General features: G+C 58.6%; 9 protein-coding genes, 2 tRNA genes and 4 rRNA genes. 6 read left to right on the top strand and 9 right to left on the bottom strand.

Annotation, left to right across the window (positions count from 1 at the left end; translation table 11 throughout):
• Positions 1-64 precede the first annotated feature (64 nt).
• On the top strand, positions 65-1,519 hold the full coding sequence (locus E1742_RS19760) for a DHA2 family efflux MFS transporter permease subunit (protein ID WP_134386870.1): 1,455 nt from the start codon (positions 65-67) through the stop codon (positions 1,517-1,519).
• A gap of 117 nt (positions 1,520-1,636) precedes the next feature.
• On the opposite strand, the gene rrf (E1742_RS19755) is transcribed toward E1742_RS19760, so the two are convergent.
• The 7 genes from rrf (E1742_RS19755) to E1742_RS19725 all read right to left on the bottom strand — a co-directional run bounded on the left by rrf (E1742_RS19755) (position 1,637) and on the right by E1742_RS19725 (position 8,084).
• A 5S ribosomal RNA gene (rrf, locus tag E1742_RS19755) occupies positions 1,637-1,749 on the bottom strand.
• Positions 1,750-1,861: 112 nt separating this feature from the next.
• Positions 1,862-1,974: ribosomal RNA gene (gene rrf, locus E1742_RS19750) — 5S ribosomal RNA — on the bottom strand.
• A 126-nt stretch (positions 1,975-2,100) separates the two neighbouring features.
• Positions 2,101-4,973, bottom strand: a 23S ribosomal RNA gene (locus tag E1742_RS19745).
• A 200-nt stretch (positions 4,974-5,173) separates the two neighbouring features.
• Positions 5,174-5,249, bottom strand: a tRNA-Ala gene (locus tag E1742_RS19740).
• Positions 5,250-5,259: 10 nt separating this feature from the next.
• Positions 5,260-5,336: transfer RNA gene (locus tag E1742_RS19735), tRNA-Ile, on the bottom strand.
• 80 nt (positions 5,337-5,416) lie between these two features.
• Positions 5,417-6,947: ribosomal RNA gene (locus E1742_RS19730) — 16S ribosomal RNA — on the bottom strand.
• Together the 16S, 23S and 5S rRNA genes with 2 tRNA genes alongside form the textbook arrangement of a ribosomal RNA operon.
• Before the next feature lie 360 nt (positions 6,948-7,307).
• Positions 7,308-8,084, bottom strand: a complete 777-nt coding sequence (locus E1742_RS19725) for an enoyl-CoA hydratase (RefSeq protein WP_134386869.1) — start codon at positions 8,082-8,084, stop codon at positions 7,308-7,310.
• Between the two features lie 157 nt (positions 8,085-8,241).
• On the opposite strand from E1742_RS19725, the gene E1742_RS19720 reads away from it, so the two are divergent.
• Positions 8,242-8,682: a universal stress protein gene (locus tag E1742_RS19720; RefSeq protein ID WP_134386868.1), complete on the top strand. Its 441-nt coding sequence runs from the start codon at positions 8,242-8,244 to the stop codon at positions 8,680-8,682.
• A gap of 14 nt (positions 8,683-8,696) precedes the next feature.
• Here the strand turns inward: E1742_RS19720 and mltA are convergent, their stop codons facing one another.
• Entirely contained in the window at positions 8,697-9,923 is a 1,227-nt protein-coding gene (gene mltA, locus E1742_RS19715) for a murein transglycosylase A (protein WP_134386867.1), read from the bottom strand.
• 154 nt (positions 9,924-10,077) lie between these two features.
• Positions 10,078-10,452: a Co2+/Mg2+ efflux facilitator ApaG/CorD gene (apaG, locus tag E1742_RS19710; protein ID WP_134386866.1), complete on the bottom strand. Its 375-nt coding sequence runs from the start codon at positions 10,450-10,452 to the stop codon at positions 10,078-10,080.
• A 176-nt stretch (positions 10,453-10,628) separates the two neighbouring features.
• Between apaG and rpe the strand changes: the two genes are divergently transcribed.
• From rpe to E1742_RS19690, 4 genes are all read left to right on the top strand, one after another.
• Complete coding sequence (rpe, locus tag E1742_RS19705; protein WP_134386865.1) at positions 10,629-11,294, top strand: ribulose-phosphate 3-epimerase; 666 nt, start codon at positions 10,629-10,631, stop codon at positions 11,292-11,294.
• Positions 11,295-12,044, top strand: a complete 750-nt coding sequence (locus tag E1742_RS19700) for a phosphoglycolate phosphatase (RefSeq protein ID WP_134386864.1) — start codon at positions 11,295-11,297, stop codon at positions 12,042-12,044. It abuts the gene before it with no gap.
• Positions 12,045-12,311: 267 nt separating this feature from the next.
• Positions 12,312-13,808 carry an anthranilate synthase component I gene (gene trpE, locus E1742_RS19695; protein WP_134386863.1) on the top strand — a complete coding sequence of 499 codons (1,497 nt, stop codon included), beginning with the start codon at positions 12,312-12,314 and terminating at the stop codon, positions 13,806-13,808.
• A 1-nt stretch (position 13,809) separates the two neighbouring features.
• Complete coding sequence (locus E1742_RS19690; RefSeq protein ID WP_134386862.1) at positions 13,810-14,373, top strand: anthranilate synthase component II; 564 nt, start codon at positions 13,810-13,812, stop codon at positions 14,371-14,373.
• The last annotated feature ends 1 nt before the right edge of the window (position 14,374 follow it).

The following is a 14,374-nucleotide window of genomic DNA, read 5'->3' as shown; positions in this document are numbered from 1 at the left end:
TTCGCCTTTCGCCGCTTTATGCAACAATCGGAGCAGTTCATCACTGTGCATTGTTGCCGTGCCTATGTCCGATACCGACATCACCAAGCGTTACCTTCCCTGGGTCGTCGCCACGGCCCTCTTCATGGAGCAGCTCGACTCCACCATCGTCAACACCGCGATCCCCAGCATGGCCATCAGCCTGCAGGTCACGCCGCTGAGCCTCAAGGCCGTCGTCACGAGTTATATTCTGAGCCTCGCCGTGGCGATTCCGATCAGCGGCTGGATGGCGGACCGCTACGGCACGCGGCGCGTGTTCATGAGCGCCATCGGTATCTTCACGTTGGCGTCCGTGCTGTGCGGGCTGTCCGTCAATTCGCCGATGCTGGTGGCGGCGCGCCTGCTGCAAGGGCTGGGCGCGGCGATGATGATGCCGGTCGGCAGGCTGACGATCGTGCGCACATTCCCGAAAGCCGAGCTGCTCACGGCAATGAATTTCGTGATCATCCCCGCGCTGATCGGTCCTCTGCTTGGTCCCACTGTTGGTGGACTGATCGTGCACTGGCTGTCGTGGCGCGAGATCTTCTTCATCAACGTGCCCGTGGGGCTGGCCGCCGTCTGGCTGGCGCATCGCTACATGCCGGATTCCCACGGCGACGGCCCACGTCCGCTGGACGTGATGGGACTGATCCTGTTCGGCACCGGCGTCGCACTGCTGTCCTGGCTCCTCGAAGTCTTCGGCGAACACAAACTGGATGGAACATCTTTTGCGGTCCTGCTGTTCATCGCATGCAGCCTGCTGGCTGCCTACGTATGGCATGCCGGCCGCGAAGAGTATCCGCTGCTGCGCCTTGCGCTCTTCAAGATCCGCACCTTCCGCGTATCGGTGCTGGGCGGCTTTGCCACCCGTCTTGGCGTCGGCGGCCTGCCGTTTTTGCTGCCCCTGCTCTATCAGCTGGGTCTCGGCCTTCCCGCGTGGCAGTCAGGCCTCCTGATGATGCCTGCCGCCGCGGCCGCGATGGGCATGAAGTTCATCGCGGTGCGGGTGCTGAACCGGTTCGGCTACCGCCAGGTGCTGGTGGTGAACACGGTGTTGATCGGCGTGACCATCGGGATGTTCTCATTCGTGCAGCTAGGGACTCCGCCGTACGTCATCGTGGCCATCAGCCTGTGCCAGGGCTTCTTCAATTCACTGCAGTTCTCCAGCATGAACAGCATCGCGTATGCGGACGTCGACCAGAAGGATTCCAGCATGGCCAGCACGATGGCGAGCTCGATGCAGCAGCTTTCGATGAGTTTTGGCCTGGCGTGCGGCTCGCTGATCACGGCCTGGTATCTGGGTGACATGCCGCAGACGGACCGGGTCGTACTGACGAGCGCCTTGCACAACGCCTTCCTGACCTTGGCCGGGCTGACGATCGTGTCTTCACTGACGTTCTGGACCCTGCGCAAGGAAGATGGCGAAAGCATCAGCCGCGGCAGCAAGGTCGCCACCGTCCCGGTGAAACAGAATCTGCAGCAATCTGATGCTGCGGAATAGCGGATGTACTAAACGGGCGACAGACCGGGAAAACCGGTGACAGGCTCCGGTTTTTTCCATGGAGCGGAAAGCAAAAAGCCCCGCCAGGATCACCTGGCGGGGCTTTTCTAATTACTAGTCTGACGATAACCTACTTTCACACTGGTTGCAGCACTATCATCGGCGCAGAGTCGTTTCACGGTCCTGTTCGGGATGGGAAGGGGTGGGACCGACTTGCTATGGTCATCAGACTTGACTGATTGGCTCGCGCATACGGCGCGGTGCCGGAATTCCGGTTGTGTGTACGAAGTCCTGAATGAAAAAGCCCGCTGCGATCGCGCAGCGGGCTTTCCCGGTATAACAGCCTGACGATAACCTACTTTCACACTGGTTGCAGCACTATCATCGGCGCAAAGTCGTTTCACGGTCCTGTTCGGGATGGGAAGGGGTGGGACCGACTTGCTATGGTCATCAGGCATGACTTGTACACGCTGTCGTTCCCTGTTGGGCAACGGCAGCGCTTAATCTGGAAGAAGTAAAGTTGGGGTAATACTCGTTAAAGCTCACACAGGGTAAATGCTTGCCACAACCGTCAAGGTTATAGGGACAAGCCGTACGGGCAATTAGTATCAGTTAGCTTAATGCATTACTGCACTTCCACACCTGACCTATCAACGTCCTGGTCTCGAACGACCCTTCAAAGAGCTCAAGGCTCTGGGAAATCTCATCTTAAGGCAAGTTTCCCGCTTAGATGCTTTCAGCGGTTATCTCTTCCGAACTTAGCTACCCGGCAATGCCACTGGCGTGACAACCGGTACACCAGAGGTTCGTCCACTCCGGTCCTCTCGTACTAGGAGCAGCCCCCTTCAAATTTCCAACGCCCACGGCAGATAGGGACCAAACTGTCTCACGACGTTTTAAACCCAGCTCACGTACCACTTTAAATGGCGAACAGCCATACCCTTGGGACCGGCTACAGCCCCAGGATGTGATGAGCCGACATCGAGGTGCCAAACTCCCCCGTCGATATGAACTCTTGGGAGGAATCAGCCTGTTATCCCCAGAGTACCTTTTATCCGTTGAGCGATGGCCCTTCCATACAGAACCACCGGATCACTATGTCCTACTTTCGTACCTGCTCGACTTGTCGGTCTCGCAGTTAAGCACGCTTATGCCATTGCACTATTAGCACGATGTCCGACCGTACCTAGCGTACCTTCGAACTCCTCCGTTACACTTTAGGAGGAGACCGCCCCAGTCAAACTGCCTACCATGCACTGTCCCCGATCCGGATCACGGACCAAGGTTAGAACCTCAAACAAACCAGGGTGGTATTTCAAGGTTGGCTCCACGAGAACTGGCGTCCCCGCTTCAAAGCCTCCCACCTATCCTACACAGATTGGTTCAAAGTCCAATGCAAAGCTACAGTAAAGGTTCATGGGGTCTTTCCGTCTAGCCGCGGGTAGATTGCATCATCACAAACACTTCAACTTCGCTGAGTCTCGGGAGGAGACAGTGTGGCCATCGTTACGCCATTCGTGCAGGTCGGAACTTACCCGACAAGGAATTTCGCTACCTTAGGACCGTTATAGTTACGGCCGCCGTTTACTGGGACTTCAATCAAGAGCTTGCACCCCATCATTTAATCTTCCAGCACCGGGCAGGCGTCACACCCTATACGTCCACTTTCGTGTTTGCAGAGTGCTGTGTTTTTATTAAACAGTCGCAGCCACCAGTTTATTGCAACCCTTTCGCCCTATCACAGTAAAGTGACCAAGCTACCGGGGCGTACCTTTTCCCGAAGTTACGGTACCAATTTGCCGAGTTCCTTCTCCCGAGTTCTCTCAAGCGCCTTAGAATACTCATCTCGCCCACCTGTGTCGGTTTGCGGTACGGTCTCGTATGACTGAAGCTTAGAGGCTTTTCTTGGAACCACTTCCGATTGCTTCAGAACCTAAGTTCCTCGTCCCAGTCCCTTGGATTACGTACCCGGATTTGCCTAAGTACCTCCTATGAACCAGAAACTGACTATTCCAACAGTCAGACAACCTTCCGCGATCCGTCCCCCCATCGCATCATACGACGGTGCAGGAATATTAACCTGCTTCCCATCAGCTACGCATCTCTGCCTCGCCTTAGGGGCCGACTCACCCTGCTCCGATGAACGTTGAACAGGAAACCTTGGGCTTACGGCGTGCGGGCTTTTCACCCGCATTATCGCTACTCATGTCAGCATTCGCACTTCTGATACCTCCAGCATCCTTTACAAGACACCTTCGCAGGCTTACAGAACGCTCTCCTACCATATGCTTACGCATATCCGCAGCTTCGGTGACTGGCTTAGCCCCGTTACATCTTCCGCGCAGGACGACTCGATCAGTGAGCTATTACGCTTTCTTTAAATGATGGCTGCTTCTAAGCCAACATCCTGACTGTTTTAGCCTTCCCACTTCGTTTTCCACTTAGCCAATCTTTGGGACCTTAGCTGGCGGTCTGGGTTGTTTCCCTCTTGACACCGGACGTTAGCACCCGATGTCTGTCTCCCAAGCTCGCACTCATCGGTATTCGGAGTTTGCAATGGTTTGGTAAGTCGCGATGACCCCCTAGCCATAACAGTGCTCTACCCCCGATGGTGATACTTGAGGCACTACCTAAATAGTTTTCGGAGAGAACCAGCTATTTCCAAGTTTGTTTAGCCTTTCACCCCTACCCACAGCTCATCCCCTAATTTTTCAACATTAGTGGGTTCGGTCCTCCAGTGCGTGTTACCGCACCTTCAACCTGGCCATGGGTAGATCACTTGGTTTCGGGTCTACACCCAGCAACTAGCGCCCTGTTCGGACTCGATTTCTCTGCGGCTCCCCTATTCGGTTAACCTCGCTACTGAATGTAAGTCGCTGACCCATTATACAAAAGGTACGCCGTCACGGAACAAGTCCGCTCCGACTGTTTGTATGCACACGGTTTCAGGATCTATTTCACTCCCCTCCCGGGGTTCTTTTCGCCTTTCCCTCACGGTACTGGTTCACTATCGGTCGATTACGAGTATTTAGCCTTGGAGGATGGTCCCCCCATCTTCAGACAGGATTTCTCGTGTCCCGCCCTACTTGTCGCATACTTAGTACCACCGGTCTGATTTCGCGTACGGGGCTATCACCCACTATGGCGCCTATTTCCAGAGGCTTCCACTATCAGTCCGACTATCATATGCAGGCTCATCCCATTTCGCTCGCCACTACTTTGGGAATCTCGGTTGATTTATTTTCCTGCAGCTACTTAGATGTTTCAGTTCGCCGCGTTCGCCTCACACACCTATGTATTCAGTGAGTGATACCCTAAAAGGGTGGGTTTCCCCATTCGGAAATCTACGGATCAAAGCTCGTTTGTCAGCTCCCCGTAGCTTATCGCAGACTACTACGTCCTTCATCGCCTGTAATCGCCAAGGCATCCACCATGTGCACTTATTCACTTGTCCCTATAACCTTGACGGCTATCGGTTCAAGCATTTACTACTGTGTTTTGATGAGCTTTATTACTACCCTGAACACATGATGTCTCATGCATTCAATAAAACTTTACTTCTTCCAGATTGTTAAAGAACGAAACAGCAGTGATCTCTAAAAGATCAAACGAAAGTATCTTGATTACTTGCGTTTGGACTTTCAACAGAAGCGATGGTGGAGGATGACGGGATCGAACCGACGACCCCCTGCTTGCAAAGCAGGTGCTCTCCCAGCTGAGCTAATCCCCCGGATGAATCCTGGTGGGTCTGGTTGGGCTCGAACCAACGACCCCCGCGTTATCAACACGGTGCTCTAACCAGCTGAGCTACAGACCCGCGCTTGTTGCTGTTTCTCTAACAACAGTCGATAAGTGTGAGCGTTTGATGCACGATCTTGCGATCCGTGCCGACTCTAGAAAGGAGGTGATCCAGCCGCACCTTCCGATACGGCTACCTTGTTACGACTTCACCCCAGTCACGAATCCTACCGTGGTAAGCGCCCTCCTTACGGTTAAGCTACCTACTTCTGGTAAAACCCGCTCCCATGGTGTGACGGGCGGTGTGTACAAGACCCGGGAACGTATTCACCGCGACATGCTGATCCGCGATTACTAGCGATTCCAACTTCATGCAGTCGAGTTGCAGACTACAATCCGGACTACGATACACTTTCTGGGATTAGCTCCCCCTCGCGGGTTGGCGGCCCTCTGTATGTACCATTGTATGACGTGTGAAGCCCTACCCATAAGGGCCATGAGGACTTGACGTCATCCCCACCTTCCTCCGGTTTGTCACCGGCAGTCTCATTAGAGTGCTCTTTCGTAGCAACTAATGACAAGGGTTGCGCTCGTTGCGGGACTTAACCCAACATCTCACGACACGAGCTGACGACAGCCATGCAGCACCTGTGTTACGGCTCTCTTTCGAGCACACCTCGATCTCTCGTGGCTTCCGTACATGTCAAGGGTAGGTAAGGTTTTTCGCGTTGCATCGAATTAATCCACATCATCCACCGCTTGTGCGGGTCCCCGTCAATTCCTTTGAGTTTTAATCTTGCGACCGTACTCCCCAGGCGGTCTACTTCACGCGTTAGCTGCGTTACCAAGTCAATTAAGACCCGACAACTAGTAGACATCGTTTAGGGCGTGGACTACCAGGGTATCTAATCCTGTTTGCTCCCCACGCTTTCGTGCATGAGCGTCAGTCTTGACCCAGGGGGCTGCCTTCGCCATCGGTGTTCCTCCACATCTCTACGCATTTCACTGCTACACGTGGAATTCTACCCCCCTCTGCCAAACTCTAGCCTTGCAGTCTCCATTGCCATTCCCAGGTTAAGCCCGGGGATTTCACAACAGACTTACAAAACCGCCTGCGCACGCTTTACGCCCAGTAATTCCGATTAACGCTTGCACCCTACGTATTACCGCGGCTGCTGGCACGTAGTTAGCCGGTGCTTATTCTTCAGGTACCGTCATTAGATGCAGATATTAGCCGCACCCGTTTCTTCCCTGACAAAAGAGCTTTACAACCCGAAGGCCTTCTTCACTCACGCGGCATTGCTGGATCAGGCTTGCGCCCATTGTCCAAAATTCCCCACTGCTGCCTCCCGTAGGAGTCTGGACCGTGTCTCAGTTCCAGTGTGGCTGGTCGTCCTCTCAGACCAGCTACTGATCGATGCCTTGGTAGGCCTTTACCCTACCAACTAGCTAATCAGATATCGGCCGCTCCAGGAGCACAAGGCCTTGCGGTCCCCTGCTTTCATCCTTGGATCGTATGCGGTATTAGCGTAACTTTCGCTACGTTATCCCCCACTCTTGGGTACGTTCCGATATATTACTCACCCGTTCGCCACTCGTCAGCGGAGCAAGCTCCCTGTTACCGTTCGACTTGCATGTGTAAAGCATGCCGCCAGCGTTCAATCTGAGCCAGGATCAAACTCTTCAGTTTAATCTCTGTTGTTCCGATACTGCTATCGGAGGTCACTCACTCAAGTACTGACGTTCCTCTTGCGAGGTCACGTTTATTACTTGTGTAAGCGTTTGATGCTATATTTTGAGTATCTGAACCGAAGTTCAGGGCACACTCACATCAAACGCCCACACTTATCGACTGTTGATTGTTAAAGAATTCTGCCCGGAGGCGCTTGCTGCGATCCTTTCGGAACCCGACAAATCGTTGTGTTTGTCAGCAGCAGAGAAGCGAGATTATGCGGTCATTCGTGCGTTTCGTCAAGCTTCTCTTTTCTTCACATCAGCGCGCTTGTTTCATTTTCATGACAGCTGCGTTGCTGCGAGGGACAGAAGCATATCAAAGTCCCTCGAACTTTGGCAAGCGCTTTTCGATGAAGGCCGACATCCCCTCGCGCTGCGCCGGCGTGCCGAACGCGGCATGGAACAGGCGGCGCTCGTAGTTGACGCCTTCCGTCAGCGTCGTCTCGAAGGCGCGATTGACGGCATCCTTGATCATCATCGCCACCGACAGCGGCATTGCCGCGATCGTGTCGGCCGCTTCCAGCGCCTGCGCGATCAGCTGGTCGGCCGGCACGACGCGCGAGACGATGCCGATGCGCTCCGCTTCTACTGCATCGATCGTGCGCGCCGTCAGCAGCAGATCCATCGCTTTCGATTTGCCGATGGTGCGCGGCAGGCGCTGCGTGGCGCCCGCGCCTGGCGTGACGCCGATCTTGATTTCCGGCTGGCCGAACTTTGCCGTATCCGCGGCGATCAGGAAGTCGCACATCATCGCCAGCTCGCAGCCGCCGCCCAGCGCGTAACCGGCGACGGCGCCGATCACGGGCTTGCGCACCTTGAGGATATGTTCCCAGTTGCGGGTGATGTAGTTGTCGCGGTAGGTGTCCTGGTACGTGTAGTCCTTCATTGCCACGATATCCGCGCCGGCTGCGAACGCCTTCTCGCTGCCCGTCAGGACGATGCAGCCGATCTGTGCATCCTTGTCGAAGGCGGCAAGCGCCTCGCCCAGCTCGTTCATCATATTGTCGTTCAGCGCATTCAGCGCCTTCGGCCGGTTAAGGCGGATCAGGGCAACCTTGCCATGGACTTCGACGATCAGATCTTCATATTGCATGCGTGTCTCCTCGAGGGGTGTCGGTTACCCAGGGATTGTAGCGTCAGACGGGTGCCGACAGGTGGTTGAGCACGCCCCGCGCGCAGCCAAAGCGTGCGCCCCGGACGCGGCACCCGGCCTACACTGAGTGCTTGACATATTTACAAGGGAGTCCGCCATGTTCAAGAGTATCCTGCTGCCCACCGACGGCTCGGAGCTGTCGGAAAAAGCGACTGCCATCGCCGTCGAATTCGCCCGCGTGCACGGCGCGCGGATCGTCGGTGTCTCGGTCGTGCAGCCCTTCCCGTTCACGCCGATAGCGATGGACGGGGCTGTCATTCCCGATGCGGAGGTCTTCGATACCCAGGCGAGCGTGGCCGCGACCAGCCATCTGGACAAGGTCGCCGCCGCGGCCGCAGCGGCCGGGATTGCGTTCGAAGGGGTCGTGGCCAACTCGCACAGCCCTTACGAAGAAATCGTCGCGGCCGCGGAAAAGCACCACTGCGACATCATCCTGATGGCCTCCCACGGCCGCAAGGGCCTGAACAAACTGTTCCTCGGCAGCGAGACGCAGAAGGTGCTGGCGCACACGCACCTGCCGGTGCTCGTGCTGCGTTGACGCTCAGTTGACGCTTACTGCGTAGCCTTCGGCAGCAGTACCCACACCTGGCCGCGCTGCTTCATGCGGCCGGCGTTGTCGGCCGCCTCCGGGCCGAAGCCGAAGAAGAAGTCGACGCGGATGGCGCCCCGGATGGCGCCGCCCGTGTCCTGCGCCATCACGAGGCGCTGCATCGGCACGTCGCTGCCCGCCTGCGTCGTATCCAGGAACAGCGGCGCGCCCAGCGGAATCTGGGTCGCGTCGATCGCAACGGAGCGTTGCGGCGTCAGCGGCACGCCGAGCGATCCTTTTGGCCCCACGCTCGGATCGGGAAGCTTCTCTTCGCGGAAGAACACATAGCTGGGGTTGGCGTTGAACAGCTCCTGCCGGCGCGACGGGTGCTCGGCGATCCACGCCTTGATGCCCTGCGCCGTCGCCTGCTCGGCCGTCAGCTCGCCCTGCTCGACCAGCCACTTGCCGATCGATTTATACGGGTGACCGTTCTGGTCGCCGTACGCCACGCGCACCGTCTCGCCGGAATCGAGCTGCACGCGCCCTGAGCCCTGCACTTCCAGGAAGAAGGCCTCGACAGGATCGTCCACCCACAGCAGCTCCTTGCCCGGAAAGCCGGCGCTGGCGATTTCCGCCCGGCTGGCATAGGGCACCACCTTTTTGCCCTGCACTCTTCCGCGCAGGCGCTTGCCCTTCAGGTCGGGGTAGACGCCGGTCAGGTCGACCGTCAGCAGATCGTCCGGCACTTTATATAAAGGCGTCTGGTAGGCGCCGGCCTGGCGGCGCGAGCCGCGCAGCTGTGCTTCGTAATACCCGGTGACGAGACCGGTGCCGCTGCCATCGGCCGCGATGACACGCTGCGGCTGCAGAAACGTCTCGAAGAACAGCCGGATGGCCGGCTCGCTGCGCTTGTCCACCGTGCGCGCGATCTTGCACGACTCCTGCCACTCGGCCCGCTTGCCCAGCACGCTGCACGAGGACAGGAAGGCCGGCCAGACGGACCGCAGGTCGTCGGTTGCCCAGCCCGGCAGATCGGCATACGTCGCCGGGACGAAACCTGTCTTTGGAGGCGGCGCCGGCGGCGCCGGCTGAGGCGGGGGCACAGGCTGGGGGTCAGGCTGGGGCACAGGCTGCGGCACCTGCGGTGCAGGCGGTGGTGGCGCGGCGCAGCCAGCCAATATGGCGACAATGGCGCCGACCAGTGCCAGCGGACGGGCGGAACGGGTTAGACTGGCGTGGGCAAATGACATGGAGGCGGTATGTGGTATCTGATGTTGGAAGCATTGGTGGCGCTGTTCCTGCTGGTCTTTATCGTCTGGTGGACGATGCCGCGCAAGAAAAAGGCGCCGCCTGTGCGCAAGCCGGATCGGCCCGAATAATATAAGGCAGGCCGGTAAATCCGGCTCAGTGCAGCGTGCGCGGCAGCGACAGCACGAATTCCGGAATCTTGGCTTCGAACTGGTGGCCATCCTCGGCCACGCAGAAATACTCGCCCACCATCGAGCCCTGCGGTGTACGCAGCTGCGTGCCGCTCGTGTACTCGAACTGCTCGCCCGGCTGCAGCAACGGCTGATGGCCGACGACACCCAGTCCGCGCACTTCCTGGATATGGTTGTTCGCATCGGTGATGATCCAGTGGCGCGAGATCAGCTGCGCGGCCACCGTGCCCGTGTTCTTGATCGTGATCGAATACGTGAACACGAAGTTGGTACGCTCGGGGTCCGACTGCTCGGGCAGGTACTGCGTCCGCACGGACACGGCGAATTCATATTGGGCCATCGATATTCCTTGGTTGGTGCATGGTATCAGACCTGCAATTATGCCGAAAATTCAAATATGGCGTTTTGCTATCGCGGTTGTCCATTGCACCGCAATTCGTCCCGGGACGCAAGGCGCGCGTCGCACACGGTGCCACCGCAGCGTAAAATAGCGCATCTTTCTTTCAGCAGAGCGTCATGACTACTTTCCGCATCGCCCCCAGCATCCTGTCCGCCGACTTCGCCCGCCTGGGCGAGGAAGTGAGAAACGTCGTCGCCGCCGGCGCCGACATCATCCATTTCGACGTGATGGACAACCATTATGTGCCGAATCTGACTGTCGGCCCGCTGGTTTGCCAGGCGATCCGCCCGCACGTGCAGGTGCCCATCGACGTGCACCTGATGGTCAAGCCGGTCGACCGCATCATTCCCGACTTCGCCAAGGCCGGTGCCAACATCATCACCTTCCACCCGGAAGCGTCCGACCACATCGACCGCTCGCTGCAGCTGATCCGCGATAACGGCTGCAAGGCCGGCCTCGTGTTCAATCCGGCCACGCCGCTGTCCTACCTGGAGCACGTGATGGACAAGGTCGACATGATCCTGCTGATGTCGGTGAATCCGGGCTTCGGTGGCCAGTCGTTCATCCCGCAGACGCTGGTGAAGATCGCCCAGGCGCGTCGGCTGATCGACGAATCGGGCCGCGACATCCTGCTGGAAGTCGATGGCGGCATCAAGGTCGACAATATCGCCGCCGCCGCCAGGGCGGGCGCGGATACGTTTGTCGCCGGCTCGGCCATCTTCGGCCAGCCCGACTACAAGGCCGTCATCGACGCGATGCGCGCCGAACTGGCGGGGGTATAAATGACGGCGGCCGCTCACCCACTGTGCGGCGTGCGCGCCGCCATCGTCGACCTGGACGGCACGATGCTCGACACCGTGCCCGACTTCCACGTTGCCATCAATCGCATGCGCGAGGAACTGGGCCTGCCGTCCATCACGGCCGAACAGATCAAGAACATGGTCGGCAAGGGTTCGGAAAACCTGATCCGCAGTGTGCTCGCGCTGGACCATGACGATGCCGGCATCGAGCGTCACTTCGTGGAAGCGATGGATGCCTACCAGCGCCACTACCTGGCCATCAATGGTCATCACAGCACGCTGTATCCCGACGTCGCCGCCGGCTTGGCCGAGCTGAAAGGGGCGGGTCTGCGTCTGGCCTGCGTCACCAACAAGCCGCTGGCGTTCGCGCTGCCGCTGCTGAAGCTGAAGGAACTGGACGGCTATTTCGAGGTCATCTACGGCGGCGACTCCTTCCCGAAGAAGAAGCCGGACCCGATGCCGCTGCTGAAGGCGTGCGAGTTCTTCGGCCTGCCGCCGGCGCAGGTCGTGGCGATCGGCGATTCGTCCAACGACGCGCAAGCGGCCCGCGCGGCGGGCTGCCCCGTGCTGACGGTGCCGTATGGTTATAACCACGGCGAAGCTATACATAAAACGGATTCCGATGGTATAGTTGACACGCTGCTGCACGCGGCAAGATTGATTGGCTTGCACAACAGTACCGACAACGGTATCGACAACGGTACCGACAACAACACCGCAGAACCGACTTAACTCAGGCTCCTTACTCCTGTCATGTTCCTCAACAAACGACACAACGTTACTCACCAAGGCTCGATTGAGGCCTGGCTGTGGCGACGCTGGCAATCCTGGACTGCATAAGTCAGGCTGAAAAGCCCCCAGATTGCTGCCGTCGGAGTTGTGCTCGACCATTGCGCTTAGTTTGTCTGCTTGGCGCATTTTCATCCCGCTCGCTCCCGGCAGGTTTGTTGAACCTCACCGCCACCACCACACTCGAAGCGTGGCGGATTGGAGAGAACCATGACCGAACTCGAATTCCGATCGCTGGCCACGCAAGGCTATAACCGTATCCCCCTGATCGCGGAAGCCTTTGCCGACCTGGAAACACCGCTGTCGCTGTACCTCAAGCTCGCGCAGACGCAGAACACGGGCAAGAACACCTTCCTGCTGGAGTCCGTCGTCGGCGGCGAACGCTTCGGCCGTTTCTCGTTTATCGGCCTGCCGGCGAAAACGGTGCTGCGCACGTACGGCAGCCATACCGAGATCGTCAAAAACGGTGAAGTCGTCGAGACGCACGACGGCAATCCCCTCGAGTTCATCGAGCAGTACCAGGCCCGCTTCAAGGTCGCGCTGCGCCCCGGCATGCCGCGCTTCTGCGGCGGCCTGGCCGGCTACTTCGGCTACGACACCGTGCGCCATATCGAGAAGAAGCTGGCCGGCACGGCTCAAAAGGACGACCTGGGCCTGCCGGATATCCAGCTGATGGTGACGGAAGAACTGGCTGTCATCGACAACCTGTCCGGCAAGCTGTATCTGATCGTGTATGCCGACACCACGCAGCCGGAGTCGTTCGACAAGGCGCGCGTGCGGCTGAAAGAGCTGCGCGCGCTGCTGCGGCGCGGAGTCGATGCGCCCGTCACGTCGTCCTCCGTACGGACCGACATCATCCGCGACTTCCCCAAGGAAGACTACCTGAAGGCCGTCGCGAAAGCCCATGAATACGTGATGGCCGGGGACCTGATGCAGGTGCAGATCGGCCAGCGCATCAGGAAGCCCTACGTCGATTCGCCGCTGACGCTGTACCGCGCGCTGCGGTCGCTGAATCCGTCGCCGTACATGTACTACTACAATTTCGGCGACATGCAGATCGTCGGTGCGTCGCCGGAGATCCTGGTCCGCAACGAGACACTGCCCGACGGCGAGAAGAAAGTCACCTTGCGCCCGATCGCCGGCACCCGCCCGCGCGGCGCCACGCCGGAGAAGGATGCGCAACTGGCCGAGGAACTGCTGGCCGATCCGAAAGAGATCGCCGAGCACGTAATGCTGATCGACCTGGCGCGCAATGACCTGGGCCGCATCTCCGAGACGGGCAGCGTGAAGGTCACGGACCGCATGGTCATCGAAAAATACTCGCACGTGCAGCACATCGTGTCGAACGTCGAGGGCAAGCTGAAGTCCGGCATGTCCAACCTGGACGTGCTGCGCGCCACCTTCCCCGCCGGCACCCTGACGGGCGCGCCAAAAGTGCGGGCGATGGAAGTCATCGACGAACTGGAAATCTCCAAGCGCGGCATCTATGGCGGCGCCTGCGGCTACCTGTCGTTCGGCGGCGAGATGGACGTGGCGATCGCGATCCGCACCGGCGTTATCAAGGACGGCATGCTGTACGTGCAGGCCGCCGCCGGCATCGTGGCCGATTCGATCCCTGAAATGGAATGGCAGGAAACCGAGAACAAGGCGCGCGCCGTGCTGCGCGCGGCCGAACAAGTGCAAGATGGCCTGGATGGGGAGTTCTGACATGCTCTTGATGATCGACAACTACGACTCCTTCACCTACAACATCGTGCAGTACTTCGGCGAACTGGGTGAGGACGTGCGCACGTTCCGCAACGACGAAATCACGATCGAGGAGATCGAAGCGCTGAACCCGGAGCGCATCTGCATCTCGCCGGGACCGAAGGCGCCGGCGCAGGCAGGCATCTCCGTCGAGGTCTTGAAGCACTTCGCCGGCAAGAAGCCGATTCTGGGCGTGTGCCTGGGCCACCAGGCCATCGGCGAGGCGTTCGGCGGCAAGGTCATTCGCGCCAAGCAGGTCATGCACGGCAAGACGTCCGCCATCGCCCACACGGGCGAAGGCGTGTTTGCCGACCTGCCCAGCCCCTTCACGGTGATCCGCTACCACTCGCTGGCGATCGAACGCGCATCGCTGCCCGCCTGCCTGGAAGTGACGGCATGGACCGACGATGGCGAAATCATGGGTGTACGGCACAAGGACTTCGATATCGAAGGCGTGCAGTTCCATCCCGAGTCCATCCTGTCCGAGCATGGCCATGCCCTGCTGAAGAACTTCCTCGTCCGCTAAG

The organism is Pseudoduganella plicata, from assembly GCF_004421005.1.
Taxonomy (GTDB): domain Bacteria; phylum Pseudomonadota; class Gammaproteobacteria; order Burkholderiales; family Burkholderiaceae_D; genus Rugamonas; species Rugamonas plicata.
This window is presented reverse-complemented; position numbering and strand designations above follow the sequence as displayed.